This window comes from Nonomuraea fuscirosea, from assembly GCF_035917475.1.
In the GTDB taxonomy this organism is placed as follows: Bacteria; Actinomycetota; Actinomycetes; order Streptosporangiales; family Streptosporangiaceae; genus Nonomuraea; species Nonomuraea fuscirosea.
The window spans coordinates 10,970,658-10,995,613 of the sequence record NZ_CP109074.1; the positions used below are offsets into that span (position 1 = coordinate 10,970,658).

The 24,956-nt window shown below is 70.6% G+C and carries 27 protein-coding genes; 9 read left to right on the forward strand and 18 right to left on the reverse strand.

Going from position 1 to position 24,956, the window contains the following annotated elements:
* Window positions 1-359: 359 nt before the first annotated feature.
* Together OIE67_RS50605 and OIE67_RS50610 are read left to right on the forward strand one after the other, a co-directional pair.
* Window positions 360-1,439: an RNA polymerase subunit sigma-70 gene (locus OIE67_RS50605; protein WP_326634124.1), complete on the forward strand. Its 1,080-nt coding sequence runs from the start codon at window positions 360-362 to the stop codon at window positions 1,437-1,439.
* Entirely contained in the window at window positions 1,415-2,002 is a 588-nt protein-coding gene (locus OIE67_RS50610) for a maleylpyruvate isomerase family mycothiol-dependent enzyme (protein ID WP_326634126.1), read from the forward strand. Before OIE67_RS50605 ends, OIE67_RS50610 begins: the two co-directional genes overlap by 25 nt.
* Here OIE67_RS50610 and OIE67_RS50615 read toward each other — a convergent pair.
* From OIE67_RS50615 to OIE67_RS50630, 4 genes are read right to left on the reverse strand one after another with little or no spacing between them, the layout of a single operon-like run.
* On the reverse strand, window positions 1,979-2,230 hold the full coding sequence (locus tag OIE67_RS50615; RefSeq protein WP_326645736.1) for a formate dehydrogenase subunit delta: 252 nt from the start codon (window positions 2,228-2,230) through the stop codon (window positions 1,979-1,981). The two genes, OIE67_RS50610 and OIE67_RS50615, sit on opposite strands and share 24 nt — an antisense overlap.
* 10 nt (window positions 2,231-2,240) lie before the next feature.
* Complete coding sequence (fdhF, locus tag OIE67_RS50620; protein ID WP_326634127.1) at window positions 2,241-5,021, reverse strand: formate dehydrogenase subunit alpha; 2,781 nt, start codon at window positions 5,019-5,021, stop codon at window positions 2,241-2,243.
* A complete protein-coding gene (locus tag OIE67_RS50625) occupies window positions 5,018-6,568 on the reverse strand; it encodes a formate dehydrogenase beta subunit (protein ID WP_326634129.1) in 1,551 nt (516 codons plus the stop codon). The genes fdhF and OIE67_RS50625 overlap by 4 nt, the downstream gene beginning before the upstream one ends.
* Window positions 6,565-7,035 (reverse strand): formate dehydrogenase subunit gamma, encoded by a 471-nt coding sequence (locus OIE67_RS50630; RefSeq protein ID WP_326634131.1) that lies wholly within the window; start codon window positions 7,033-7,035, stop codon window positions 6,565-6,567. Before OIE67_RS50630 ends, OIE67_RS50625 begins: the two co-directional genes overlap by 4 nt.
* 288 nt (window positions 7,036-7,323) lie before the next feature.
* Here OIE67_RS50630 and fdhD point away from each other — a divergent pair, with 288 nt between their 5' ends.
* Complete coding sequence (gene fdhD / locus OIE67_RS50635; RefSeq protein ID WP_326634133.1) at window positions 7,324-8,238, forward strand: formate dehydrogenase accessory sulfurtransferase FdhD; 915 nt, start codon at window positions 7,324-7,326, stop codon at window positions 8,236-8,238.
* Here fdhD and OIE67_RS50640 read toward each other — a convergent pair.
* The 6 genes from OIE67_RS50640 to OIE67_RS50665 form a co-directional block, all read right to left on the reverse strand.
* A complete protein-coding gene (locus OIE67_RS50640) occupies window positions 8,235-9,167 on the reverse strand; it encodes a LysR family transcriptional regulator (protein ID WP_407674802.1) in 933 nt (310 codons plus the stop codon). The genes fdhD and OIE67_RS50640 overlap by 4 nt on opposite strands.
* Before the next feature lie 74 nt (window positions 9,168-9,241).
* Entirely contained in the window at window positions 9,242-10,414 is a 1,173-nt protein-coding gene (locus tag OIE67_RS50645) for a hypothetical protein (RefSeq protein WP_326634136.1), read from the reverse strand.
* A 94-nt stretch (window positions 10,415-10,508) separates the two neighbouring features.
* The gene (locus OIE67_RS50650) at window positions 10,509-10,886 is read right to left on the reverse strand and encodes a hypothetical protein (RefSeq protein WP_326634138.1); all 378 of its coding nucleotides are present in this window, start codon (window positions 10,884-10,886) and stop codon (window positions 10,509-10,511) included.
* A complete protein-coding gene (locus OIE67_RS50655; protein WP_326634141.1) occupies window positions 10,874-11,062 on the reverse strand; it encodes a hypothetical protein in 189 nt (62 codons plus the stop codon). The genes OIE67_RS50650 and OIE67_RS50655 overlap by 13 nt, the downstream gene beginning before the upstream one ends.
* Window positions 11,063-11,134: 72 nt before the next feature.
* Window positions 11,135-11,635 (reverse strand): hypothetical protein, encoded by a 501-nt coding sequence (locus tag OIE67_RS50660; protein WP_326634144.1) that lies wholly within the window; start codon window positions 11,633-11,635, stop codon window positions 11,135-11,137.
* 139 nt (window positions 11,636-11,774) lie between these two features.
* Window positions 11,775-12,716: an SDR family NAD(P)-dependent oxidoreductase gene (locus OIE67_RS50665; protein WP_326634146.1), complete on the reverse strand. Its 942-nt coding sequence runs from the start codon at window positions 12,714-12,716 to the stop codon at window positions 11,775-11,777.
* A gap of 103 nt (window positions 12,717-12,819) precedes the next feature.
* On the opposite strand from OIE67_RS50665, the gene OIE67_RS50670 reads away from it, so the two are divergent.
* Window positions 12,820-13,665 carry a helix-turn-helix transcriptional regulator gene (locus tag OIE67_RS50670; RefSeq protein WP_326634148.1) on the forward strand — a complete coding sequence of 282 codons (846 nt, stop codon included), beginning with the start codon at window positions 12,820-12,822 and terminating at the stop codon, window positions 13,663-13,665.
* Window positions 13,666-13,730: 65 nt separating this feature from the next.
* Here the strand turns inward: OIE67_RS50670 and OIE67_RS50675 are convergent, their stop codons facing one another.
* The 3 genes from OIE67_RS50675 to OIE67_RS50685 all read right to left on the reverse strand — a co-directional run bounded on the left by OIE67_RS50675 (window position 13,731) and on the right by OIE67_RS50685 (window position 16,007).
* The gene (locus OIE67_RS50675; RefSeq protein ID WP_326634150.1) at window positions 13,731-14,426 is read right to left on the reverse strand and encodes a CTP synthase C-terminal region-related (seleno)protein; all 696 of its coding nucleotides are present in this window, start codon (window positions 14,424-14,426) and stop codon (window positions 13,731-13,733) included.
* Window positions 14,427-14,550: 124 nt separating this feature from the next.
* Window positions 14,551-15,132 (reverse strand): hypothetical protein, encoded by a 582-nt coding sequence (locus tag OIE67_RS50680; RefSeq protein ID WP_326634151.1) that lies wholly within the window; start codon window positions 15,130-15,132, stop codon window positions 14,551-14,553.
* Between the two features lie 80 nt (window positions 15,133-15,212).
* On the reverse strand, window positions 15,213-16,007 hold the full coding sequence (locus OIE67_RS50685; RefSeq protein WP_326634153.1) for an alpha/beta fold hydrolase: 795 nt from the start codon (window positions 16,005-16,007) through the stop codon (window positions 15,213-15,215).
* 240 nt (window positions 16,008-16,247) lie between these two features.
* Between OIE67_RS50685 and OIE67_RS50690 the strand changes: the two genes are divergently transcribed.
* Window positions 16,248-16,901, forward strand: a complete 654-nt coding sequence (locus OIE67_RS50690; protein WP_326634155.1) for a TetR/AcrR family transcriptional regulator — start codon at window positions 16,248-16,250, stop codon at window positions 16,899-16,901.
* 97 nt (window positions 16,902-16,998) lie between these two features.
* Here the strand turns inward: OIE67_RS50690 and OIE67_RS50695 are convergent, their stop codons facing one another.
* Both OIE67_RS50695 and OIE67_RS50700 read right to left on the reverse strand, forming a co-directional pair.
* Complete coding sequence (locus tag OIE67_RS50695; protein WP_326634157.1) at window positions 16,999-17,622, reverse strand: NADPH-dependent F420 reductase; 624 nt, start codon at window positions 17,620-17,622, stop codon at window positions 16,999-17,001.
* 33 nt (window positions 17,623-17,655) lie between these two features.
* Complete coding sequence (locus tag OIE67_RS50700; RefSeq protein ID WP_326634159.1) at window positions 17,656-18,390, reverse strand: SDR family NAD(P)-dependent oxidoreductase; 735 nt, start codon at window positions 18,388-18,390, stop codon at window positions 17,656-17,658.
* Between the two features lie 145 nt (window positions 18,391-18,535).
* Between OIE67_RS50700 and OIE67_RS50705 the strand changes: the two genes are divergently transcribed.
* Window positions 18,536-19,120 carry a TetR/AcrR family transcriptional regulator gene (locus OIE67_RS50705; protein ID WP_326634161.1) on the forward strand — a complete coding sequence of 195 codons (585 nt, stop codon included), beginning with the start codon at window positions 18,536-18,538 and terminating at the stop codon, window positions 19,118-19,120.
* 66 nt (window positions 19,121-19,186) lie between these two features.
* On the opposite strand, the gene OIE67_RS50710 is transcribed toward OIE67_RS50705, so the two are convergent.
* A complete protein-coding gene (locus OIE67_RS50710; RefSeq protein ID WP_326634163.1) occupies window positions 19,187-19,657 on the reverse strand; it encodes a MarR family winged helix-turn-helix transcriptional regulator in 471 nt (156 codons plus the stop codon).
* Window positions 19,658-19,806: 149 nt separating this feature from the next.
* Between OIE67_RS50710 and OIE67_RS50715 the strand changes: the two genes are divergently transcribed.
* From OIE67_RS50715 to OIE67_RS50725, 3 genes are all read left to right on the forward strand, one after another.
* A complete protein-coding gene (locus OIE67_RS50715; protein ID WP_326634164.1) occupies window positions 19,807-20,430 on the forward strand; it encodes an NADPH-dependent F420 reductase in 624 nt (207 codons plus the stop codon).
* A 59-nt stretch (window positions 20,431-20,489) separates the two neighbouring features.
* On the forward strand, window positions 20,490-21,317 hold the full coding sequence (locus OIE67_RS50720) for a CPBP family intramembrane glutamic endopeptidase (protein WP_326634166.1): 828 nt from the start codon (window positions 20,490-20,492) through the stop codon (window positions 21,315-21,317).
* Between the two features lie 70 nt (window positions 21,318-21,387).
* Window positions 21,388-22,329 (forward strand): SDR family oxidoreductase, encoded by a 942-nt coding sequence (locus OIE67_RS50725; RefSeq protein WP_326634168.1) that lies wholly within the window; start codon window positions 21,388-21,390, stop codon window positions 22,327-22,329.
* A gap of 87 nt (window positions 22,330-22,416) precedes the next feature.
* On the opposite strand, the gene OIE67_RS50730 is transcribed toward OIE67_RS50725, so the two are convergent.
* Together OIE67_RS50730 and OIE67_RS50735 are read right to left on the reverse strand one after the other, a co-directional pair.
* Window positions 22,417-23,583 carry an epoxide hydrolase family protein gene (locus OIE67_RS50730; RefSeq protein WP_326634170.1) on the reverse strand — a complete coding sequence of 389 codons (1,167 nt, stop codon included), beginning with the start codon at window positions 23,581-23,583 and terminating at the stop codon, window positions 22,417-22,419.
* Window positions 23,584-23,767: 184 nt separating this feature from the next.
* The gene (locus OIE67_RS50735) at window positions 23,768-24,952 is read right to left on the reverse strand and encodes a cytochrome P450 (RefSeq protein WP_326634173.1); all 1,185 of its coding nucleotides are present in this window, start codon (window positions 24,950-24,952) and stop codon (window positions 23,768-23,770) included.
* Between the last annotated feature and the right edge of the window lie 4 nt (window positions 24,953-24,956).

The window sequence follows — 24,956 nt, forward strand, 5'->3', positions numbered from 1 at the left end:
ACATCATGTGCCAATCGAAGCACTGCACGCTCTTCTTGAGCTCGACCCGCACTTCGATGCCCATTCCCGAAGTGTCGATCACGCTGCTCATCGGGCGAAAACCCTGGAGCGCCCTGACGGCGGACTGGTCGCTCCCGCCATTTCCTGCCTTTTCGAATTCCGGGTTGGAAGAAACATCCATGGGATTTCCCAGTTCGTTCGGCCGAGGCGGCTCAGGCCCGACGACGGCGGGCCGTTTCCCGGCACGTCGCCGAGCCTGAGCCGGCCAGGCGCAGATTGATGGTCTCGAAACCGACGCGCAGGAACCGCGAGTGCCTGATCGCTTATGTCCTGGATGTCGAAGACGTCATGATGGGCGGGTGGCTGTGAAGGATGGATCCGATGTCCCGCCGGCGATGCTGGAGTCGTTGCGGGGGCCGTTGACCGGGTACTGCTACCGCATCCTCGGTTCCGCGAGCGACGTCGACGACGCCGTGCAGGAGACGATGATGCGCGCGTTGCGGGCCATCGACGGCTTCGACCCGGAGCGGGCGGCACTCTCGACCTGGGTGCACAAGATCGCCACGAATGTCTGCCTCGACATGCTCAGAAGCGCGCAGCGGCGGGCGCTGCCGTGGGACATGGGGCCCGCGTCGAGCGGCGGCGCCGACCTCGGCGTTCCGCTGCCGGCGGCACGGTGGGTGGAGCCGCTGGCGGACTCCCGGGTGATGGGGACCGCCGACCCGGCCGCCCTGGCGATGCGCGGGGAAACGCTGCGGCTGGCCTTCATCGCCGCGCTGCAGCGGCTGCCGCCGCGGCAGCGGGTCGCGCTGGTGCTGCGGGACGTGCTCGAGTTCAGCGCCGTCGAGGCGGCCGAGGTCATGCGGACGTCGGTGGCGGCGGCCAACAGCGCGCTGCAGCGGGCGCGGGCGACGCTGGACCGGCACCGGCCGCACCCGGCCGACACTCCGCGGCTGGACGACGTGACTCAGCTCGACCTCCTGCACCGCTACGTCAAGGCGTTCCAGGCGCACGACGTGCAGGAACTCGTCGCCGTGCTGGCGCACGACGCGCGGTCGGGGATGCCGCCTTTCGCGTGGTGGCTGGACGGGGCGGCGCACATCGCCGCGGTCATGTCGGCGTCGGACGCCTGTGGCGACGACCGGCTGATCTTCGGCGAACCGGCCAACGGGTGCTGGACGCTCGGTCAGTACCGGCCGGACGAGAACGGGGTATTGGTGCCGTTCGCCCTGCTGGTGCTCGAACTCAGGGACGGGCGGATCAGCGAGGTCGTCACGTTCCTGGGCTGGGGTGACCGTTTCGCCGAGTTCGGCCTGCCTGACGTGCCCGAAGCTGATCAGGAAGGACCGATGAGTCCGGCTGCCTTCGGTCGTACAAGAGGCGACATGTCCACCACGACCCGAAGGCCACACCCATGTCATCGACCGACGCGGAACTGAAGCAGCACATCCACGCCGAGAGAGAACGACTGACCTGCCTGCTCACCGACCTCCCCGCCCAGAGCTGGGACAGCCCGTCCCTGTGCGCGGGGTGGCGGGTTCGTGAGGTCGTCGCCCACATGACGGCGCCGTTCCGTACGAGCCTGCCCCGGTTCGTGGCAGGACTGGCGGCGGCCCGCTTCTCCTTCGACCGGTACGCCGACCGGGCCGCCCGCAAGGACACCACCCGGATGCCCGACGCCGCCCTCCTCGCCTGCCTGCGCGAGAACGTCACCAACGAGTGGCGGCCACCCGGCGGCGGGCTCGCCGGAGCGCTGAGTCACGACATCATCCACGGCCTCGACATGACCGAGCCGCTGGGACTGCCCGCGCCTCCGGCCGAACGCGTCGCCCTCGTGCTGGCGAGCGCGGACGACCGGAGCCTGTCCTACTTCGGCGTCGATCTGACAGGTGTGCGGTTGCGCGGCACCGACGCCGACATCGAGCTCGGTACGGGCGAGCCCGTCGAGCTGCCGGTCAAGGACATCCTGCTGACCGTCTCAGGACGACGACCGCTGCCCTGACCCCGGGCCGGGCGCCGGGGACAGCAGCGCGGCGGCGGCCAAGACGAGCGGGTCGAGGCGGCCGTCGGTGGCGCCGGTGGCGTCGGCGACCAGCATGGAGCGCATCCGGGGATCCCAGAAGGCCCGGATGTGCTCGGCGATCCGCTCGGCCGCCCAGGCCGGGTCGCGGTGCCTGAACTGCACCGCGATCTCGTTCGCCATGCGGATGTGCGGAGGCGTCCGCGTCATGGTCACGTGCTCACACCATCCCCGCCGGAGCCGGGTGCCTGAGCGTCACCTGGACCGCGGTCACCTTGTACTCGGGGCAGTTGGTCGCCCAGTCGGAGTTCTCCGTGGTGACGACGTTCGCGCCGGTCACCGGGTGGTGGAACGTCGTGTAGACGACCCCGACCGGCATCCGGTCGTCGATCTTCACCCGGAGGCCGGTCTCCCCGACCCGGCTGGTCAGCGCGACGGTGTCGCCGTCGCGGATGCCGCGCACCTCGGCGTCGTGCGGGTGCATCTCCAGCACGTCCTCGGGATGCCAGGCGGTGTTGCCGGTACGCCGGGTCTGGGCGCCCACGTTGTACTGCGACAGGATGCGCCCGGTCGTCAGGATCAGCGGGTACTTGCGGGTGCTGCGTTCCTGGGTAGGCACGTAGTCGGTGAGCACGAACCGGCCCCTGCCGCGGACGAACCCGTCGATGTGCATGATCGGGGTGCCTTCCGGCGCCGCGTCGTCGCACGGCCACTGGACGCTGCCGACCTGGTCGAGCTTGGCGAACGACACCCCGGCGAAGGTGGGCGTGGTCATCGCGATCTCGTCCATGATCTGCGCGGAGTCGTCGTACTTCATCGGGTAGCCCATCGCCTGCGCGATCTCGCAGACGATCTCCCACTCGTGCTTGCCGGTCTTCGGCGCCATCACCGGGCGGACCCGGTTGATCCGGCGCTCGGCGTTGGTGAACGTGCCGTTCTTCTCCAGGAACGAGGTGCCCGGCAGGAAGACGTGCGCGAACTTCGAGGTCTCGTTGAGGAATAGGTCCTGCACGACCACCAGCTCCATCGCCGACAGGGCGGCGGTGACGTGCTTGGTGTTCGGGTCGGACTGGGCGATGTCCTCGCCCTGCACGAACAGGCCCAGGAACGTGCCGTCGATCGCGGCGTCGAACATGTTGGGGATGCGCAGGCCCGGCTCGGGGTCGAGCACCCGGCCCCACAGCGTCTCGAACGTGCCGCGTACGACGTCGTCGGAGACGTGCCGGTAGCCGGGCAGTTCGTGCGGGAACGAGCCCATGTCGCATGAGCCCTGCACGTTGTTCTGGCCGCGCAGCGGGTTGACCCCGACGCCCTCGCGGCCGATGTTGCCGGTGGCCATGGCCAGGTTCGCCATGCCCATCACCATGGTGGAGCCCTGGCTGTGCTCGGTGACGCCGAGGCCGTACATGATGGTGGCGTTGCCCGCGCTCGCGTACAGGCGGGTCGCCGCCCGCAGCTCGGCGGCGGGGATGCCGGTGATCTCCTCGACCGCCTCGGGACTGTGCTCGGGGGCGGAGATGAACCGCTCCCAATCGGTGAAGTCCTCGCAGCGCTCCGCGACGAACTCCCGGTCCACCAGGCCCTCGGTCACCACGACGTGGCTCATGGCGTTGATCAGCGCCACGTTGGTGCCGGGCCGCACCTGCAGGTGGTGCTCGGCCTGGACGTGCGGGGACTTGACCAGGTCGATCCGGCGCGGGTCGGCGACGATGATCTTGGCCCCCTGGCGCAGCCGGCGCTTGATCCGCGAGGCGAACGCCGGGTGGGCGTCGGTCGGGTTGGCCCCGATGAGCAGGATGACGTCGGCCTTCTCCACGGACTTGAAGTCCTGGGTGCCGGCCGACGTGCCGTACGTCTGCTTGAGCCCGTAGCCGGTCGGTGAGTGGCAGACGCGGGCGCAGGTGTCGACGTTGTTGTTGCCGAAGGCGGCGCGGACCATCTTCTGCACGACGTACACCTCCTCGTTCGTGCACCGGGAGGAGCTGATGCCGCCGATCGCGCCGGCGCCGTGCCTGGCCTGGATCTCCAGCATCCGGCCGGCGACGTGGCCGATGGCCTCCTCCCACTCCACCTCCCGCCAGGGGTCGGTGATCCGCTCGCGCACCATCGGCTTGAGCTGCCGGTCAGGGTGCGAGGCGTAGCCGAAGGCGAACCGGCCCTTGACGCAGGAGTGTCCCTCGTTGGCCTTGCCGTCCTTATACGGCACCATGCGCACGACCTCGTCCCCGCGCAGCTCCGCCTTGAACGAGCAGCCCACGCCGCAGTAGGCGCAGGTGGTGAGCACGGTGCGGTTCGGCATGCCGAGCTCGACCACGGACCGCTCCTGCAGCGTCGAGGTCGGGCAGGCCTGCACGCAGGCGCCGCAGGAGACGCAGTCGGACTCCATGAACGTGCCGCCGGCGCCGGCCGCGACCTTCGAGTCGAATCCGCGCCCCTCAATCGTCAGGGCGAACGTGCCCTGCACCTCACCGCAGGCGCGCACACAGCGCGAGCAGGCGATGCACTTGCTCGCGTCGAAGTCGAAGTAGGGGTTGGTGCTGTCGGTCGGCAGGTCGAGGTGGTTCTCGCCGTCGAAGCCGTAGCGGACCTCGCGCAGTCCGACCTGTCCTGCCATGTCCTGCAGCTCGCAGTCGCCGTTGGCGGGACAGGTCAGGCAGTCCAGCGGGTGGTCGGAGATGTACAGCTCCATGACGCCGCGGCGCAGCTCCGCCAGCTCCGGCGTCTGGGTGCGTACCTTCATCCCCTCGGCCACCGGGGTGGTGCACGACGCCGGCGAGCCCTTGCGGCCGTCGATGTCGACCAGGCACATGCGGCACGAGCCGAAGGGCTCCAGGCTGTCGGTCGCGCACAGCTTGGGGATGTCGATGCCGCACTCGGACGCGGCGCGCATCACCGAGGTTCCCTCCGGGACCCGTACCTGCTTGCCGTCGATCTCCACGGCCACGGTCGCCTCGCCCGAGCGCGCCGGAGTGCCGTAGTCCTGCTCCTTGATCAGGCTCATCGCCGTTCCTCCGTCGTCGCTCCGAAGTCGCCGGGGAAGTGGGTGAGGGCGCTGCGCACCGGCATCGGCGTCAGACCGCCCATCGCGCAGAGGGACCCCTCGGTCATCAGGTGGCACAGGTCGTCGAGCAGCTTCAGGTCGCGGGTCCTGTCCCGGCCCGCGACGATGCGGTCGATGACCTCGACGCCGCGCACCGCGCCGATCCGGCACGGGGTGCACTTGCCGCACGACTCGGCGGCGCAGAACTCCATCGCGAACCTGGCCTGCGCCGCCATGTCCACGGTGTCGTCGAACACCACCACGCCGCCGTGGCCGACCATCGCCTCCGCCGCCGCGAACGCCTCGTAGTCCATGGGCAGGTCGAACCTGGACGTCGGCAGGTAGGCGCCGAGCGGCCCGCCGACCTGCACGGCGCGCACCGGCCGGCCCGATCGGGTGCCGCCGCCGTACCCCTCCACCAGCTCGCCGAGAGTGATGCCGAACGCGGTCTCCACGATGCCGCCGCGGGCGACGTTCCCGCCGAGCTGGAAGACCTGGGTGCCGCGTGAGCGGCCCACCCCGAGCCCGGCGAACGCCGCCGCGCCGGCAGCCATGATCATCGGCACCGAGCCCAGGGTGAGCACGTTGTTGACCACGGTGGGTCGGCCGAACAGGCCCTCCAGGGCCGGGATCGGCGGCTTGGCGCGGACCATGCCGCGCTTGCCCTCCAGGCTCTCCAGCATGGAGGTCTCCTCGCCGCAGATGTACGCCCCGCCGCCCACCCGGACGAACAGGTCGAAACTGAAGTCGCGGTCGAGGACCCGCTTGCCGAGCCAGCCCCGCTCGTAGGCGGCGTCGATCGCGGTACGCAGCGTCGCCACGGCGTCGGGATATTCCGAGCGGACGTAGACGTACCCCTCGCTCGCCCCGACCGCCCAGGCGGCGATCGCCATCCCCTCGATGAGGGTGAACGGGTCGCCCTCCATCAGCATCCGGTCGGCGAAGGTGCCGCTGTCGCCCTCGTCGGCGTTGCAGCAGACGAACTTGAGCTCCGACGCGGCGCCGAGCACGGTCTTCCACTTGATGCCCGCGGGGAAGCCCGCGCCGCCGCGGCCGCGCAGCCCGGAGTCGGTGACCTCGGCCACCACCTGCTCGGGGGTGAGTGACAGGGCGCGCGTCAGCCCGGCCAGCCCGCCGTGGGCGACGTAGTCGTCAGGGGAGAGCGGGTCGACCACGCCGACCCGGGCGAACGTCACCCGCGTCTGGTCGCGCAGCCACGGGATCTCCTCGGCCGGGCCGAGGCGCAGGGGGTGCTCGGCGCCGTCCAGCAGTCCCGCGGCGAGCAGGCCGTCCACGTCGTCCGGGCTCACCGGTCCGTACGCCACCCGCCCGGCCGGGGTCGCCACCTCGACCAGCGGTTCCAGCCACAACATGCCGCGGGACCCGTTCCGCACCACGCGGACGCCGGGCCCCGCCGTCTCGGCGATGCGTTCGGCGACCTGGTCGGCGCCGACGGAACGGGCGGCCGAGTCGCGCGGGACGTACACGGTCGTCGGCTCGCTCGTCACGCGGCGCCCTCCAGGAGGCGATCGAGCTGCTGCGCCCCCACCCGGCCGTACAGCCGGTCGCCGACCTGGACGGACGGGCCGAGCGCGCAGTTGCCGAGGCAGAAGACCTGCTCCAGCGTGATCGCGCCGTCCGGCGTGGTCTCCCCGAGTCCGACGCCGGTCCGGCTCTTCGCCCGCTCGACCAGCTCGTCCCCGCCCACCGCCTGGCACGCCTCCGCCCGGCAGATCCGGACCTTCGTCCGGCCGGGCGGCGTCTGCCGGAAGTCATGATAAAAGGTGACGACGCCGTGTACGTCGGCTCTCGACAGGTTCAACTCGTCGGCCAGGATCGGGATCGCCGCCGGATCGATGTGGCCCAGCTCTTCCATGAGGCTGTGCAGGATGGGCAACAGCGCGCCCCGGTCGTCACGGTGCCGCGCGACGACCGAGCGCACCTGATCTGCAAAAGACAGCGCCGGCGACGTCATGACCAGCCTTTCGGTCGGGGGGATCTCTCTGCACGGTCGTTCATCCGCGGGCGGGGCGTCCAATCGTTTCTTTCTCTCATCCGATAGGCGGCTTCTATCAGGGCAGGCCGCTGAGGTCCCGTCGGCGGCGTCGAGTGCGCGACGGGTAATCGCCCAGCTCGCGGTCTTGATCGGCCCGCCGGAACGGGGTATCTCATGGATCTGAACGTTCGCGGAACGCCGCAGGCCGTCGCCGTCCTGCCGTGCAGCCCCGGCCGATGCCGGGTGTTTTCCTGAGCAGGAGTGACGATGACGTACGAGGAGACCGCGCGACTCCCGGCACACGGCGTGCGGCCGACCGGTCCGCGCAGTCGGGTCGGCGCGGTGAAGGTGCGCCCGGGGCCGACCACCCCGATGCGGATCAGGCAGCTGTCCGGCTCGACGGCCAGGGACCGCCGCGACGACCTGGCCACGGAGGAGCCGCTGGAGATCCGCGTGTCCGCCCCTGACGGCTCGCGCCGGACGGTGGCCATCACCATGCGGACGCCGGGGCACGACTTCGAGCTGGCGGCCGGGTTCATGAGCGGGGAGGGGCTGGCGGGGGCGGAGGACCTCGCCGCGATCGCGTACTGCACCGACGACGACCTCCCGCCCGAGGCCCGCTACAACACGGTCACCGTGCACCTGAGGGGGCCCGTCCCCGACCTGCCCGCGCTCGACCGTCACTTCCTCACCTCCAGCGCGTGCGGCGTGTGCGGCTCGGCCAGCCTCGAATCGCTGCACGACCGCTGCCGCCCCCTCCCTCGGGGCGAGCTGCAGCTCACCGCCGGCCTGCTGTACGGGCTGCCCGGCGCGTTGCGCGCCGCCCAGGCCGGGTTCGGCAAGACGGGCGGCCTGCACGCCGCCGGGCTGTTCACGGCCTCGGGCACGCTCGTGGCGGCGCGGGAGGACGTCGGCCGGCACAACGCCGTCGACAAGCTGGTCGGCTGGGCGGCGATGAGCGACCGGCTGCCGCTGAGCGACCATGTGCTCATGGTCAGCGGCCGGGCCAGCTACGAGATCATGCAGAAGGCCCTGTCGGCGGGCATCCCGGCGGTGTGCGCGGTGTCGGCGCCGTCGTCCCTGGCGGTCGACCTGGCCAGGGAGTTCGGGATCACGCTGGTGGGCTTCCTGCGCGACGAGCGCTGCAACGTCTACGCGGGCGGGGAGCGGGTCGCCGGCTAGGTCAGGTGCTGGGCGGCGAGCCGGTCGAACACCTCACGCAGGTCGAGGTCGCGGGCGACGTCCAGCACGGCACTGGCGATCACCGACTCCGGCCTCGAACCGGCCAGCACGAGCCCGACCCGCGGCTCCCGGGCGGGCCGCTCCAGCCGGACGACCCGCATCCCCTCGGGCACGCCGAACATGTGCAGCCACGCATGGGAGATGACGCTCGACCAGCGGTGGGTGGCCACGTGCGCGAACAGCGCCGAGACGGTGTCGGTCTCGATCGCCGGCACCGCCACCGCGCCGGCGTGCCGGAAGTTGGCGTCCAGGATCCGGCGGTTGCGCATCTCGGGGGCCAGCAGGGCCAGCGGCAGCGCGGCCACCTCGGCCCACCGGGCCACCTGCCGGTCCGCCAGCTCGCCGTCGGCCGGGGTGAGCAGCAGGTAACGCTCCTGGTAGAGCGGGCTGACGCGTACCTCGCCCCAGTCTTCCTCCTCGTCGTCATCGAGGTACGTCATCGCCATGTCGATCTCGAACTCGGTCAGCCGGCGGGCGATCTCCCGTGACGACAAAGAGGTCAGCAGCACTCGTACGTGCGGATAGCGCTCGCAGAACGGCGTGGTCAGCAGCGAGGCGGCGGTCAGCGTGGTCGGGATCGCGCCCATCCGCAACGTGCCGGACAGCCCTTCGCGCATACGGGACAGGTCCTGGCGCAGGGAGTCGACGTCGGCGAGGATGCGGTGCGCCCAGAGCAGCACCCGCTCGCCTTCCGGGGTCAGCCCCGCGAACCGCTGCCCGCGCCGGACCAGCGGCACGTCCAGCTCGCGTTCCAGCTTACGGATGGCCGCCGACAAGGACGGCTGGGAGACGTGGCAGGTCGCGGCGGCACGGGCGAAATGCCGCTCCCTGGCCAGGACCACCAGGTACTCCAACTGGCGCAACAGCACGCTAAAGGATCGCCCACGCGCCCTCGCCGCGTCCATCCCCGATCTTCGGGGAGAAGGGGATGAGCTGCGGCCGGCTACTCGGTCGTGAGGCCCGCGTCGTTGAGCCGTTTCATCAGGCTGGGCTTGCCCTGGTGCCGTTCACGCAGGTGGGCGAGGCGTTGCGCGAAGACGCCGGCGTGCTCGTCGCGGATGGCCAGGATGCGCAGGTCACGCAGGAGTTGCACGGCCTGGTCGTATTCGCGGGGTTTCTTCGTGCCGATGGAGTCCTCCACCCGGCCCCACGCCGCTTCGAGGTCCTGAGCGAGCCGGTTGAGGTGAAGCTCCTGTTCCCGCCGCCGCTCCTGTTCCCGCCGTTCCCGCTCTTCGGCGCGCCGGGCCGCCTCCTGATGTTCACGGCCGTGACGGCGGGCGGCGGCACCGTCCAGCAGTTCGGCGACCGTTCGTTCTGTCCCCAGCTCCGTCTCCTGGTCGGTGCCGCCGCCGTCGAACTCCCGCAGCAGCTCCCACCGCACCTTCGCGCCGTCGTCCTCGACGACCCGGAGCAGCAGCGCGTTCTTCCGCTTGGCGGGCAGAGCGCCGATCCAGGCGGCCAGCGCCTTGCGATCATGCTGTACGGGCCGCGCCGGCGGGCTGGCCTCGGCGGCGGCCGCGAGCAGGTCGTCGTCCAGCCGCAGGAAATCGGCCAGAGCCCGTTGCGGCGCGCTGAGCGAGCCCAGGCCCGGTGGGACGGGCGGCTCCAGTACGTCCTCCTCCTCGTAGTCGAAGGCGTCCTCGTCGCGCTCCCACGTCCCATACGCCGACAACCAGGCCAGATAGAGCGGCCGCAGATCACCGCCGGCCAGCTCGGCACGGATGCCGGCGATCGCCGACAGCGAGCGCTCGACGTCGTCCTCGGAGGACTCCTCCTCCGCCTCGCCGGTGAAGTCGAGGATGAGGTGCTCACCGCTGGTCCAGGCACTCACCTGCTCGCCCACGCAGTACCGCTCGGCCAGCTCGGGATCGAGCACGGCTTTGGGGAGCCGCACCATGACCCGGTGGGTGCCCCAGCCGGCCAGATAGAGGTGGGCGTCGTAGTAACGCTCCACCATGCGGGACGGGTCGCCGCGGAAGTCGCCCCAGTGGTACTCGTTGGTGAAGCTGGTGGCGGTGATCTGCGCCCGGGTGGACAGCGCCCGCACCTCGGCCTGCTGCCGGCCGGTGAGCGGCCGGTCGATCGCCAGGAACTCGTAGTACTGGTATTCGCTCACGCTCTCACCCGGCCCGGCCGATCGCCTGCTCGCTGATCTCATCCACATGCTCATCAGGGGCCCGGCGAGTCACAGCAGCACCATACCCTGGCGATCATGCTCCCAGCCGCCGCAACTCCTCCAGGATGGCGCCGGCCGTTTGGTACTCTGCCAGCTCCTCGGGTGTCGCCTTCACGATCTGCCGGGCCAGCTGTTTCGCGGCGTCCGCGTGCCCGGCGGCGCCGGTGTGCCGGAGAGCCGCCAGGTGCGTCCGGCTCAGGTCCAGGGCGCGTTCGAGCAGGTTGTGATCCCCTTGCGGGGTGGCCTGCCACGCCTGCTCGGCCATGCTCAGAGCACTGCCCAGGTCGTCGGGGTCCCCTCGGAGGTGATACCTGGCCAGGGTCGCCTGCTGCAGCAGACCCAGCCGGGAGGCGGCGACCGAGATCATCTCGTCGTCGGCGGTGGTCGTGACCGCCTCGGTCAGCAGGCCCACGGCAAGGTCCGCTCCGCCACCTCACGCATGGTCGCGAGGGCGTCCTCCAAGTCCTCGAACGCCGCCGCGTCCCGCAGCCCGGCCGCGTCACACAGGTCCTGCCTGTCGCTCGTACGGGTGAACCGCTCGACGCGCCCCCGTACCGACTCCAGATGATCCGCCGCCGTCACCGTCACGCCGCGATTGTCGCAATTTGCGGAGGCCTCGGACAGACCGGCGCCGCACGGGGTGGAGAGTGGGTCAGGGCGTCAGCACATGACCCAGGTGGCCGACTTCGACCGCCGCTGCGGCGAGGTGAGCTGGAAGACGACCTTGTGCGCGGTGCCCAGGTCCATCGTGACCTGCTTCTTGGAGCCGAAGTAGTCGCTCCGCCCGTACGACGGCAGCTTTCTTCTGCCCTTCTTGAAGACCTTGCCGTCCACGATCCACCGGTAGGAGAACCTGGCTCCCGGCTTAGGCCCGTCCAGGCCGATGCCGAAGCTCACCGGGCCCGAGTAGCACGTGACCCCGTCCTGGTTGATCCTGGACGCGCCGGCGACCCGTACGTAGGCGAGGGAGAACGAGCCGGCCGCCGCGGCGGACCGGGCGGCCACCGGCCGCGGGGCGGCCTGCGCCGTCGCGGGAGCACTTCCGACGAGGACACCGGCTGCCACGGACACGGCGACCGCGGTGGAGACGAGCGGGAACCGTGGCTTCCGGCGAGGGGCGGTCAGGGAAGCTTCTGTGCGCAGGGTTTCTACGTTCGGCATGAAGAGAGCGGCTCCTGTTGCGGTGGAAATGATCTGCCGCACCCTAGCGTGATCTTGTGTGGTTTGGACCCGTTCCGAGCGAATAGTTGCACCATGGTGCATTGCCGGGCAGCTGGCGGCACGTGCCCAGCAAGAGCACTTACTGACGCGACGCGCCCGCGCGTTCCAGCAGTTCGATGGTCGCCTCCCACAGGCGCCGCTCCCGGTCGCGGTCGTGGGCGACCGGCTGCACCTCGGTCAGCTTGGTCTTCACCACGAACGCGCCCTCGCGCAAATGCGCCCACGCGTCGTCGAGGGCCACCGCGGCCAGCAGCGGCCCCGAACGTCGTGGCGTCGACACGCCGGGCACCCGGCCCAGGGCGCGGCTCATCGCCTGAAGCGCCTCGGGAGCGCCACGGCCCAGCGCGGTGCCGGGCATCCAGCCCGGTTCGAACACCGACACGTTGATCCCGGCACCGGCGCGACGCTGCAGCTCATGGGCGTAGTACAGGATCGCCAGCTTGGCGTTGGAGTAGGCGACGCCGGACGCGGCCATGCCCGGGGCCCGCGCGCCGGTGGCGGGGCGGGCGAGCTCGACCGGATCGGCCCATCTGGCCTCGGGCACGCCCAGCAGCTTGCGCCAGACGTTGGCGTGGTAGGTGTTCGAGCCGAGCAGGACGACCCGCGCCGGGGCCGTGAACGAACTCAGCAGGTCGCCGATGAGCTGGGCGTGGGCGAGGTGGTTGACGGCGAAGGTCAGCTCGTAGCCGTCGTGCGAGGCCCGCCGGGTGTCGGCCGACATGGTGCCGGCGTTGGCGACCAGCGCGCGCAGCGGCCGTACGGCGCCGGCGGCGAGCAGGCCGCGCACGGTGGCCGCGGCGGCACGGACGTCGGCCAGGCGCGACAGGTCGCAGCCGATCTCGCGGACGGCGGCGCCGCGCGCGCGGGCCTCGTCGGCGACCGCCGTCAGGTCCCGCCCGGCCCGCCCGACCAGCAGCAGGTCGGGTCGCCGGCCGTCCGGGCGGTCGGCCATGGCCAGCACGGCGTGACGGCCCAGGTTGCGGGTCGGGCCGGTGATCAGAACGGTTCCGGGTTCGGTCATGGCCCGAGCCTTGCGGGTACGGTCCGGCCGCGACCAGTCGTCAGGTTGTCATAGGAAAGCCAGGGCCAGGACAACCCGTGCGGCTACCCGCAGAATGGAGAGCGTGGAAGCGTGGGAGTTCGGCCCGACGGTGCGCCGCTGGCGCGACCGGCTGGCACCCGAGGCAGTCGGCGTGCGGGTGGGCCGCAGACGCCGGGCCGGCGGGCTGCGCCGCGAGGAGCTGGCCGCGCTGGCCGGCATCTCGGCCGACTACCTGACCCGCCTTGAGCAGGGGCGCGCGGCCGCGCCGTCGGCGCAGGTCGTGGAGTCGCTGGCGCGAGCGCTGCGCCTGTCCGACCCCGAACGCGACCTGCTGTACCGGCTGGCCGGGCAGATCGCGCCCGGCCCGGACATCGTGCCGTCGCGGGTCCCCCCGAGCGTGCAACGGCTGCTCGACCGGCTGTCGCACACCCCGGTCGTCGTGTACGACGCCAGCTGGACCCTCGTGCTGGCCAACGCACCCTACGACGCGCTCATGGGCGAGACGGCCACCTGGCGCGGCCTGGAACGCAACGCCGTCTGGCGCAACGTCGCCCGGCTGCCCTCGCGGGTCGCGCACACCCCGCGGGAGCAGTCCGAGCACGAAGCCCGGCTCGTGGCCGACCTGCGTCTGACGGCCTCGCGCTACCCCGCCGACCGCACCCTGCGACGCCTGATCACCGACCTGGCCGCCGGCAGCCCGCGCTTCGCCGAGCTCTGGGACGCCGACACACCACCACCCCTCACTGACACGTCCCGGCAAAAGACGATCAACCACCCGGCGGTCGGCCCGATCACCCTCGACTGCGACACGCTGCTCGTCGCCCTGGACGACCTGCGCGTCACCGTCTACACCGCCGAGCCCGGCACCGAGGACGCCGACCGGCTGGCCCTCGCCATCGTCCTCGGCACCCAGTCACTCCAGCTCTGACGGGCGGGCCGCCATCGAGGTGGACGGCCCTGCCGGGAGTCGTCAGCGCCCTTTCGCGGTGGAGGTCACAGCGCCGCGCGCAGCAGGCCGACGACCAGCGGGTGCGGGGTCTCGGGGCGGGAGCGGGCCTGCGGGACGAACAGGGTGGCCACGTAGAAGGGGTGGCCGGGAATCTCCAGCACCCGGGCCTCGCCGTCGGCGTCCACGCCGGTGACGGCGAAGCCGCCGTCGTGCAGGGTGTCGCGCCGGCCGGGGTCGAGGCCGAAGTTGCAGTAGTACTCCTCCTCGACCTCGGTGCGTCCGTACAGTGCGGCCACCCGGGTGCCGGGGGCCAGGGTGACGGGCATGGTCTTGCCGACCAGTGAGCAGGTCAGTTCCGACACGAAGAGGGTGGAGGCGTACGGGTCGTACTCCGCGTGCTGGGCGTCCTTTATGCCGAGCACGTGGCGGGCGTACTCGATGATCATGTGCTGGCAGCCGCCGCACGTCCCCAGGGTGGGGACGCCGTGCTCGCGGCCGTGCCGGAGTGCGGCGAGGGCGCCGTCCAGGCTGCGATAGGGGCTGCCGGGCGCGCACCACAACACGTCGGCGGCCTCGACCTCGCCCAGGTCGGTTTCGAGCGGTTCCGTGGCCAGCCAGCGGACGTCCACCCCGACGCCGAGGTGCGCGGCGGCGTGCCGCAGCGCGTCGTCGGTGGCCACGTGCGTGGGAGCGGCGGGGTCGTGGTCGCCGATGACCGCCACGCGCAGAGATCGTTCCATGGCCTCAGTATGGGCCGTGCCGGCACGTCAGGCCGGGCCGTATATCGGCTGACGGCGGCTCTCAGAGGGCGTTCGATGCTGGGGTGGCCCGGAGGTGAGGTCCTTCGGGCCACCCGGTTCAGGCTCAGGAGGTCGGATCGTCGGGCGCCTCTTCGATCGAGGACACCTCGGTCGAGGGCACCAGGGTCTCGGTGCCGTCCGGCGCTATGGCGACCCGGGGTGAGCCGGTGAGGTTCCAGACGTAGTCGCCCTTGCCGTCGTTGTTGATGTTGTAGATGATCCTCCCGTCGGCGGTCCATCCGCCGTTGAGAGACGAGCTGTAGTACGCGAGGCAGTCCCACATCTGGCCCTCGGAGTCGCTGATGTTGTTGAGATCGCTCGTCCAGTTGCACTGCTCGTTCGCGTAGACGGTGTCGTTGCGCTCGACGCGTGCCTCGGCGACGAACTTGTCGAACCGCTTGCCGGCCAGGAACGACCCGGACCAGTTGATGCTGAGCATGGCCGTCTTCTGATTGTTGCCCGACCCCCTGGTGTAGATGCACATTTCGGCGCCCACCCACACGTCCGGCTTGCCGGGCAGCGAGAAGGTCTTCTCCTGCGGCGAGGAACAGGCGGACGCCGCCCACGCACCGGTCGTGGGGGTGACGGTGAGGCTGGCGATGAAGAGCGTGCCGATGGCGGCAACCCGCCCAATCGTCCGGACCATGAAGCCCTACCCTTCTCGGAGGCCGCGCGTCGGGCGACCACGGCGCGGCCGGCCGACCTGGTCCCCGGGCCTGGGCCGCCTCAGCCGGAAAGGGAATGAGCGAGGACGAAAGCGTTCACGTGACCCGCCGCGCGTTCCTTGAACTCGGAGAAGAGACCGTGCCGCGCACCCTCGAACACGACGAGTTCGGAGTCCCGGATGCCGGCGGCCAACCGCTGACCGTGCTCGACCGGAACGAGGGGGTCGTCGCTTCCGTAGAGCAGGAGCGTCGGAGCGGTGATCGAGGCGAGCTGAGCGGACACGTCGTGCGTCTCGATCGCGGCTCGTCGATGCGAGTCCTGCCCCATGACGACCGCCGACATGGCTCTGCGGACGAACGCCATCGTGTTCGGGTCACGCAGGGCCTCGTCGCTGAAAGCGGCCCGCGCGAACGCCTCGACGAACTCCTCGCGCGGCAGTTCGGTGAGTCTCCTGGTGGACTCGGACAGCGCCGCCGACGTCACGGGCGCAACCGCCACGGTCAGCGTCCGCACGCGATCCGGATGGCGTACGGCGACGTTGAGCGCCAGAGCGCCGCCGAACGAGGTCCCCAGGATGTGCGCCTTGTCGATCCCGAGCGCGTCCAGGAGCCGCGCGGAGTCGTCGGCCAGGTCGGCCATGGTGTACGGATCGGCGGACCGGAAGCTGCCGGCGACATCGCGCTGGTCGAAGGAGATCGCGTGGATCCCCTCGGCGAGATGGGGCACGACGGCGGCGTACTGGGTTTTGCTCCCCTCACCGCCATGATGCAGGAGGAGCGGCTCTCCGGTGCCCGCCTCGTAGTAGGCCACCTTGCCGAGCGGCACGTCGGCGAACCTGACTGATTCGAATCCCATTGCCGATTCCCACCTCGGGTCGATTGCCCCTGCGCGAGCCCAGATATGTGCGACGCGCTTATCACTAGGCCGGATCCCGGCGGCCTGAGCTCGCGGGCCAGGAGCAGCCCGACCGGTCCCGCTCCCACGACGACGACGTCGATCATGCGCCCACCCCACTTTAAGAAATGGATTCATTCCTTATTGCGCTCAAAGTACAGCCACGCGACAAGGAATGCAAACCTCTCTTATGATGGGTGGGTGAGTGCTGTCGAAGGTGACGCCGACCGGGTGAGGCAACGGCGCCGGGGAGTGGAACTCGAGCACGCCGTGCTCTCCGCGGCGTGGGACGAACTGGTCGCGGTCGGCTACGCGAGGCTGACCATGGAGTCCGTCGCCGCGCGGGCGCGGACCGGGATCGCCGTGCTCTACCGCCGCTGGGCCAACAAGGACCAGCTGGTGCTCGCCGCCATCGAGCACTACCGCAACAGCCGTCAGGTCGCCGTCCCCGACACCGGCTCGTTGCCCGGCGACCTGCTGGCGCTGCTGACCAGCATGAGCGAGGCCCGCGCCACCTTCTTCGCGATCGCGGCGGCCACCGCGTTCTCGGGCCTGCTCGCCGACGCCGCCCTGACGCCGGCGGAGCTACGCGACAAGATCCTCGGTGGCGCACCGCTCGCCATCGCCCGGGTCGTCTATCAGCGCGCGCACGACCGCGGGGAGATCGACCTGGACAGCGTCCCGCCCGCCGTGCTCTCCATGCCGTTCGACCTGGTACGCCACGATCTGCTCATGGACCTGAGACCCCTGGAACCCGAACGCATCCACTCGATCATCAACGATCTCTTCATCCCCCTGGCCCAGCGGCGAAGCGAACAGCCCGGCCCGACAAGCCCGCCCACGCCCAACGCCTGACGCTCGCACGCCGCCGGGCCGAGGACCTCGCTGTCCCGGCGGCTCGACGTGCCGGGGTCGCGGGCCGGGCGAGCCCCTTCCGGTGACCCGGGTGTGCTCAGCCGGGAAGTTCGGTGACGCCGAGGGAGAAGTCGAAGTTCCCCACCCCGTGGTTGGCCAGGCCCATCGTGAGCGCGCCCGCTCCTTCCAGCCAGTGCGCCATCTTCAGTCCGCCGACGTCCAGCGGACGCAGCCCGAGGCTCTCGACGAACGTCTCCACACGTGCCTTGGCCCGCGCGTCGTCGCCGGCGATGAAGACGTCGGGCCGGCCCTGCTCCAGGACGTGACGGAAGATGGTGTTGAACGCCTTCACCACGCCGGCGCCGGCCGGGGCCGCCTTGGCGACCTCCTGCGCAGTCGAGGTCTCGCCGCGGTGGTTCAGCCCGTCGAACGTGGCGTTGAAGGAGTTGCTGATGTCGACGATGACCTTGCCCGCCAGAGCGTCTCCGTACTGGGCGACGGCCGGCACGACACCCTCGTACAGCAGGGCCAGGATGACGATGTCGCCGGCTGGAGCGGTGCCCCATCTGCCCGTCGTGGCGCCGCCGCCGAGCGCCTTGGCCAGGGCGTCGGCCTTGGCCTGATCGCGGCCCATGACCTCGACGGTGTTGCCGCCCGCCACCGCCCGCGCGCCGAGGGTGCGGGCCATGTTGCCGGTGCCGATGATGGTGATGCTGCTCATGAGATGTCCTGTCGTGGTGGTGGGTGGTTCGGTTCAGATGGCGGTGGTGCCGCCGTCGGCGACGAGTTCCATGCCGTTGACGTAGCTGGAGTCGTCGGAGGCGAGGAAGAGCGCGGCGGCGGCGATTTCCTCGGGGCGGCCCATCTGGCCGCGGGGGATGAGCGACTCGAACTGGCGCTTGGTGGCCTCGTCGAAGAGTTCTTCCTGTTTGGCGGTGGCGACCTGGCCGGGGGTCAGGACGTTGACGCGGATGCGCCGGTCCTTGAGTTCGTTGAGCCAGACGCGGGCCCAGGCCTGGTGGACGGCCTTGCTGCCGGCGTAGACGCTCCAGCCGGGGAAGGCGCCGAGGGAGGCGTTGGAGCCGGTCATGAGGATGGAGCCGCCGTCGTTGAAGAGCGGGAGGGCCTTCTGGACGGTGAACAGGGTGCCGCGGGCGTTGAGCCAGAACGCGTCGTGGAAGTGGGCCTCGGTGATCTGTCCGAGCGGGGCGGGCGCGCCCATGCCGGCACTGGCCCACAGCACGTCGATGCTGCCCTGCTCCCGTTTGACGGTGTCGTACAGGCGGTCCAGGTCATCCAGGTCGGCGGCGTCGCCCTGGACGCCGGTGACGTTGCGGCCGATGTGCCGCACGGCCTCGTCCAGGGCGTCCTGGCGGCGACCGGTGATGAAGACGTGCGCTCCCTCGGCGACGAACAGCTTCGCGCCGGCCAGTGCCAGGCCGGTGGTGCCGCCGGTGATGACCGCTACCTTGCCGTCGAGCTTTCCCATGGTCTCTCCCAGAGGTCGGTGGTGCCGTGGCGCGCTTGGGGTGACGGCGTTATGTAAACAGATCTGTGTCCTTAAGCTAGCCGCCGGGCGGCGGGGGCGCAACTATGTACACCGGTCGTTACCCAACTCGGGTAGCATGAGGCTCATGACGGAGTTGGAGAAGGGCCCCACGGGCCGCCGCCGCGGCCGGGGCGCCCGCGAGCGCATCCTCAGCGTGTCCCAGCAGCTGTTTCGCGAGCAGGGCATCAACCGCACCGGCATGGACCAGCTCTGCGCGGCGGCCCAGGTGTCCAAGCGCACGGCCTACCAGCACTTCGCCGGCAAGGACGAACTCGTCGCCGAGTACCTGCGCCGGTTCGACCCCTCCGTTCTGTCCGGCGTGTTCGACCGCACCGACCTCACGCCCCGCGAACGGCTCCTCGCCGCCTTCGACATCCCGCCCGCCACGCCCTTGTGCCCCTACATCGGCGCCGCCGTCGAACTCCACGACCCCCAGCACCCCGCGTCGCAGTACGCGCGCGACTACAAGAAGGCCGTCGCCGCCCGGCTCGCCGACGCCGCCCGCGAGGCCGGCGCCGTCGACCCTGAACAGCTCGGCGAGCAGCTAGCCCTGCTCCTCGACGGCGCCGCGGCCCGTACCCGGGTCCTCAACGCCGACGCCTTCCCCACGGCCGCCGCCATCGCCGCCGTCCTCATCGACAACGCCATCCCCGCCACGGCCGGCGACTGACCTGCGGGAGATCGCCGAGCGGCTCGCCACCGTCGCGCGGATGGCCATGAGGCCCGGGGTCGGGTGTCACTGCTCGCGTTCCAGCGCCGCCAGCCGTTCGCCCACTTTGTCGCCGATGGTGACGAGCGCGGCCATCTCCGCCGCGGTCAGATGATCGATGAGCACGTCGCGGACGTCGGCCACGTGCTGCGGAGCCGCGACCTTGATCAGTTCACTGCCCCGGGGGGTGATGACGACTACCGCCCCCCGCTGGTCGGTGGGGCACCGCTCGCGGGACACCAGGCCGCGACTCTGCATCCGGCCCAGGTGCTGCGACAGGCGGCTCTTCTCCCAGCGCAACAGCCGGCCTAGCTCGAACGACCTCAGCCGGCCTTCGGGTGTCTCAGAAAGATGGGCCAGGACCTGGTAGTCGGCGGAGGACAGCCCGCACCGGTTGCGCAACTGCCGTTCGAGGAACTCCGACAGCCCGTCCTGCATCTTCATCAGGCTGCGCCAGGCCTGCTGTTCTCGCTCGTCCAACCACCGCGGCTCGGTCACGCACGTCACTTTACCGTCTGGTTGACATGTTAACCAAATGCGGCGTACGTTCTGGTTCACACGTTAACCAAATGGGGTGTCGATGACACAGCCGTTGACGACGGCGGTGGGCATGGCGTCCTCTCCAGTTCCAGAAAGCAGGCACACCCATGAGCAGCGTCAGCATCATCGGCCTGGGGAGTATGGGCCGCGCCATCGGCGCCCGCGCGGTCGAGGGCGGCCACGCCGTCGAGGTCGTCGGTCGCGACGCGGCCAAGGCCGAGGACCTGGCCGCCGCGCTCGGCGGCGGGGCCACGGTCGGGACCTTCGGCGCCGTCCCGTCCGGCGACATCGTCGTCCTGGCCGTGCCATACGCCAGCGCCGTGCAGGTCGTCGCCCACTACGGGGATGCACTGGCCGGCAAGTTCATCATCGACGTCTCCAACACGTTCAACGCCGACGCCACCGGGCTCGTCATCCCTGAAGGCACGTCCGGTGCGCAGGAGATCGCCAAGGCAGTTCCGGCGAGCGCGCACGTCGTGAAGGCGTTCAACACGGTCTTCGGCCACGTGCTGGCCCAGGGGCGTCCGTTGGACGTGTTCCTCGCTGGAGACGACGCGCGGGCCAAGGCTGAGGTGTCGGCGTTCATCGAGAGCCTCGGACTGCGCCCGCTCGATGTCGGCGGCCTGGAGATGGCCCGCTGGCTGGAAGGAGTCGGGCCGCTGCTGATGGGCCTGGCCCGCAACGGCGCGGGGACCTTCGACATCGCTCTCGGCGTCGACCTCCCCGGCTGATTGCACCCCTGCAAGTAGCCCGCGGCGCTCCCGCCGCGGATCCTCACGAAGGAGTCATCGTGCGTCTCATATGGCAGCTCTTGGCGGTTGTGGCGGTCTGGATCCCCGGCAGTCTGGGCACTGCGGCGATGAAGGACAACCCCTGGCTGGCGCTCGTCGCCGGCCTGCTGACGGCCGTCGTCGCGGTCCTGGTCTACGGCTGGGTGGTGCGGCGCACCGAGCACCGGGCCCCCGTCGAGGTGTCGCTGGAGGGAGCAGGCGCGGGGATCAGCTGGGGCACGCTGCTCGGCATCGCGCTGTTCGGGGCAGTCATCGCGAACATCGCCTTCTTAGGCGACTACACGATCAACGGCCTGGGCACGCCGGCGAGCGCCGTCGGCCTGCTCGGCATCATGGCGGGTGCCGCCGTGACCGAGGAACTGGTCTTCCGCGGTGTCCTGTTCCGGAACGTCGAGCAGTGGACCGGAACCTGGATCGCGCTCGTGCTGACCGGCTCGCTGTTCGGCCTGATCCACCTGCTCAACGCGAATGCCACCCTGTGGGGCGCCATCGCTATCGCCATCGAAGCAGGCGGGATGCTGACCGCCGCGTACATCGCCACCCGCAAGCTGTGGGTGCCGATCGGTCTGCACTTCGGCTGGAACATCGCCGCGAGCGCCGTCTTCAGCACCAAGGTGTCCGGCAGCAACACCCCGCAGGGCCTGCTGGACGCGACGATGTCGGGTCCCGCGCTGGTCACGGGCGGCGACTTCGGACCGGAGGGCAGTGTGTACGCCGTGGTGTTCGGCGTGGTGGCCACCGTCGTGTTCATGTGGCTGGCACACCGGCGTGGTCACGTGGTCCCCGTCCGCCGCTCGGCCCGGGCGGACGTCGGTACTTCTGCCTGAGCGGGCCCTTCTGCCTGAGCACGCCCGCACCACCACTTCTCGCGCCACATCAATCACAAGGATCATCAGCATGCGCGTTTTCGTCACTGGCGGGACCGGCCATTCCGGTTCGTACATCATCCCCGAGCTCATCGCCGCGGGGCACGAGGTCACCGGCCTGGCCCGATCGGACACGGCCGCGGCGGCGCTGTCCGCGCTCGGCGCGAAGGTGCGCCGCGGTGAACTCCAGGATCTCGACGGGCTCAAGGAAGCGGCCGCGGACTCCGACGGCGTCATCCACGTCGCGCACCGGCAGGACCTGCTTCCCTCCGGCGGGATCCACGCCGTGGCCGCCGCCGAGCTCCCGATCATGCTCGCCTACGGGGAGGCACTCGCGCAAACCGGAAAGCCGCTGGTCGCGGCGGGGAGCATCGGCTCGCCCGGGCAGGGATTCCTGGGCCGGACGGCCACCGAGGAGGACCCGGCCCTTCCCAGCGGCGATGAGCACAAGGGGACCCTGCGGGCTCGAAACATCGTGGAAACCACCGTAATCGGCCTCGCCGAGCGAGGTGTGCGGTCCTCGGTCGTGCGGATCGCCAACATCGCGCACAGCACGACCGACCGTGCCGGATTCCTCCCCACGCTGATCGCGCTCGCGAAGGAGAAGGGCTTCGTCGGCTATCCCGGAGACGGCGCGAACCTGTGGAACGCCGTGCACGCCCGCGATGTCGCCTCCTTGTTCCGCCTGGCGCTGGAGAAGGGGCCGGCCGGCCGATATTGGCACGCGGTCGGGGACGGGGCCGTCCCGTTCCGCGAGATTGCCGAGGCCATCGGCAGCCGTCTGGGCCTGCCCGCTGTGAGCGTTCCGGTGGACGAACTGATGGTGCCGGGATACTTCGGGTTTCTCGCCAACATAGTCACGCAGAACTACCCGGCGTCCAACCTCATCACCCGCCGGACGCTCGGCTGGGAGCCCGTCCAGCCCAGTCTGCTCGCCGATCTGGACAACGGCCACTACTTCTCCGCCCGCTGACGGCAGGGACCCAGGCAGGCCATCCGCGCGGCACCGACCGTCGCAACGCGGTCATCTTCGGCGTGCCCGTCGACCGCTGTCGGAGGTTCAGGCATCGGATCGAGGGGCTGACCGTGCGGAAGGACGGTGGGCGCGGAAGAACTCGATGATGTCGTGGGCCAGCAGGTCGGGTTCTTCGTGGGCGGCGAAGTGGCCACCGCGCGGCATGTGCGTGTAGCGCGCGATGTTGTAGGTGCGCTCGGCCCAGCTCCGCGGGGGCCGGCTCAGGTCGGCGGGGAACAGGGCGACCGCTGTGGGCACGCTCACCCGCTCCACGCGCCTGGTCAGGCCGTGGGCGTACTCGTAGTAGGGCCTGAACGAGGTGGAGATCGTGCCGGTGAACCAGTAGAGGGACGCCTGCGTGAGGATGAAGTCGTCACTGAAGCGCGAGGACAGATCGCCTCCGCTGTCGGACCAGGCACGGTACTTCTCCACGATCCAGGCGAGCAGCCCGGCGGGCGAGTCGGCCAGGCCAGGGGCCAGGGTGAGGGGACGGGTGCTCTGCTGGTGCTGGTAGCCGCCTTCCTCCGCCTGCCAGGCCGCCACGGAGGCGAGGTGGTCCTGCTCCTGCGGGGTGAGGCCGTCCGGGTCGTAGCCGGACGGGGGCGCCACGGCCAGCAGGTGGATGCCGGCCAGCGCCTCGGGGTGGGCCTCGGCGAGCCGTGAGGTGACGCCGGCGCCCAGGTCCCCGCCGTGTGCCGCGTACCGCTCGAAGCCGAGTTCGTCGCGCATCAGCCGGTGCCAGAGGTCGTGCGTCTGCTCCGCGCCGGTGAGTGCGGGCCGCTGGGGCGAGAAGGCGAATCCGGGCAGTGAGGGGACGATCACGGTGAAGGCGTCCGCCGCTGCCCCGCCGTACCGGGAGGGGGTGGCCAGCCGGTCGGCGAGGGGGACGAGTTCGAGGAAGGAACTGGGCCAGCCGTGCGTGATGATGATCGGCAACGCGTCCGGGTGCTCGCCGTCGAAGCGGAGATAGTGCACCGCCGTCCCGTCGAGGTCCGCGAAATGGGACGGGAGGGCGTTGATGGCGGCCTCGTGAGCCCGCCAGTCGTAGCCGGAGGCCCAGTAGGCGACGAGGCGGCGGAGCTCCACGGCGTCGGTACCGGCCTCCCAGCCGTTCCCCGGCCAGGGCCGGGGCCATCGCGTGGACGTCAACCGAGCGCGGAGCTCGTTCAGTTCCGCGTCACCGACCGCGATCACGGGTGCGCTATTCGGCATGGGCTCTCCTCGCTGTGCTGCGTACGCGGCCCTCACCTCAGCCGCGCTCCCGCGCCGCCGCGAATCACCTGCGGCAACCGGGCGGCCCGCCTGGTGAGCGACGGACGCGATCGTCGTCCACAGCGTTCATCCTTACCGGCGGCCCGGCACCGAACACATGACAGAGAGGGAGACGACCGGCGATTCAGCTCCCTCGGGCCGGATCGCCGATGCGGACATGCAGGTTCGTCAGCACGCGGAACTTCCAGCCGTGCAGGTCATGCGGCTTTTCGGGGTCCAAGGAGAGCCGTGGGTGTTGCTCGATCAACACGTCCAGCAGGGCCCCGATGATGGCGCCGACGACCGGGGCGGCGAGGCAGGCGTGGCGGGAGTATCCGAGGCCCAGGTTGGGGAAGGGATCTCGGTTGATGTCGAAGGTGTCCGGGTCGGTGAAGACGCTCTCGTCCCGGCTTGCCGAGGCGATGACCGCCATGACGGTCGCTCCGGCGGGGATCATCTGCCCGGCGAGGAGCACGTCTTTGGTCGCGCGGCGGCTGAGCGCGCCGTTCGGTGACAGCCAGCGCAGCGTTTCGTGCACGGCCTTGCGGATCAGGCGCGGATCTTCGCGGACGGCCCGCATCTGCGCGGGGTGCTGGAGCAGCGCGAGCAGCGTGAGCCCGGCGCCGGCCGCCGGTTCCAGGAACGCCGAGAGGATCTCGATGAAGGTGGGCACGACGTGCTCGGCGGATCGGACGGTATCGGGCGGGCAGCCGCTGTGGAGCAGCTGCGACAGGACCGAGCCGTCGGGCCGGTCCGCGGTCTTGCGGGCGCAGGGCTCGATCGTCCGGCGGATCTCGGCGGCGGTGGCCATCGCCTGTTCGTGTACGGCCGGGTCCGCCGTGAAGTTGCTCATCCCGGCGGTGAGGTCGCGGGCCCAGCGCATGAGCGCGTCGGTGTCCACGTCCGGCAGGCCGATGAAACGGGCGAGGGCGGTGCTCGCGGCGGGCTCGAAGTAGCCGGACATCAGCTCGTCCCGGCTGCCGAGCCCGCCGGCGTACGGCAGCGCGGCCTCGCGGGTGAGTGTGGTGGCCCGCTCGATGCGTTCGGGGGCGAATCGCGTGTCCACGGCGGCGCGCAGCTCGGCGTGGGCGTCACCCTCGACCTTGAGCACGGACCGCTCCCCGAAGATCTGCGTGGCCATCGAGGGGAAGGCACTGGTGAACGACTCGCCGGCGCTGAGGACCTGGCGCACGTCATCCCAGCGGGTGACCATCCACAGGCCGAGCTTCGGCAGCAGGACGACCGGCGCCTCGCGGCGTAGCCTGGCGAAGATCGGATAAGGGTCACCGACGAGCTGGTCGAAGGTGATGGACGCGGCGAAGTCGTTCATCGGC

What these genes read in the sequence shown, in the direction of transcription:
- OIE67_RS50610 (WP_326634126.1), top strand. Translation starts at nt 1,415, where the DNA reads ATGTCATCGACCGACGCGGAACTGAAGCAGCACATCCACGCCGAGAGA.
- OIE67_RS50615 (WP_326645736.1), bottom strand. Translation starts at nt 2,230, where the DNA reads ATGACGCGGACGCCTCCGCACATCCGCATGGCGAACGAGATCGCGGTG.
- fdhF (WP_326634127.1), bottom strand. Translation starts at nt 5,021, where the DNA reads ATGAGCCTGATCAAGGAGCAGGACTACGGCACTCCGGCGCGCTCGGGC.
- OIE67_RS50630 (WP_326634131.1), bottom strand. Translation starts at nt 7,035, where the DNA reads ATGACGTCGCCGGCGCTGTCTTTTGCAGATCAGGTGCGCTCGGTCGTC.
- fdhD (WP_326634133.1), top strand. Translation starts at nt 7,324, where the DNA reads ATGACGTACGAGGAGACCGCGCGACTCCCGGCACACGGCGTGCGGCCG.
- OIE67_RS50660 (WP_326634144.1), bottom strand. Translation starts at nt 11,635, where the DNA reads ATGCCGAACGTAGAAACCCTGCGCACAGAAGCTTCCCTGACCGCCCCT.
- OIE67_RS50665 (WP_326634146.1), bottom strand. Translation starts at nt 12,716, where the DNA reads ATGACCGAACCCGGAACCGTTCTGATCACCGGCCCGACCCGCAACCTG.
- OIE67_RS50675 (WP_326634150.1), bottom strand. Translation starts at nt 14,426, where the DNA reads ATGGAACGATCTCTGCGCGTGGCGGTCATCGGCGACCACGACCCCGCC.
- OIE67_RS50680 (WP_326634151.1), bottom strand. Translation starts at nt 15,132, where the DNA reads ATGGTCCGGACGATTGGGCGGGTTGCCGCCATCGGCACGCTCTTCATC.
- OIE67_RS50685 (WP_326634153.1), bottom strand. Translation starts at nt 16,007, where the DNA reads ATGGGATTCGAATCAGTCAGGTTCGCCGACGTGCCGCTCGGCAAGGTG.
- OIE67_RS50695 (WP_326634157.1), bottom strand. Translation starts at nt 17,622, where the DNA reads ATGAGCAGCATCACCATCATCGGCACCGGCAACATGGCCCGCACCCTC.
- OIE67_RS50700 (WP_326634159.1), bottom strand. Translation starts at nt 18,390, where the DNA reads ATGGGAAAGCTCGACGGCAAGGTAGCGGTCATCACCGGCGGCACCACC.
- OIE67_RS50705 (WP_326634161.1), top strand. Translation starts at nt 18,536, where the DNA reads ATGACGGAGTTGGAGAAGGGCCCCACGGGCCGCCGCCGCGGCCGGGGC.
- OIE67_RS50715 (WP_326634164.1), top strand. Translation starts at nt 19,807, where the DNA reads ATGAGCAGCGTCAGCATCATCGGCCTGGGGAGTATGGGCCGCGCCATC.
- OIE67_RS50725 (WP_326634168.1), top strand. Translation starts at nt 21,388, where the DNA reads ATGCGCGTTTTCGTCACTGGCGGGACCGGCCATTCCGGTTCGTACATC.
- OIE67_RS50730 (WP_326634170.1), bottom strand. Translation starts at nt 23,583, where the DNA reads ATGCCGAATAGCGCACCCGTGATCGCGGTCGGTGACGCGGAACTGAAC.
- OIE67_RS50735 (WP_326634173.1), bottom strand. Translation starts at nt 24,952, where the DNA reads ATGAACGACTTCGCCGCGTCCATCACCTTCGACCAGCTCGTCGGTGAC.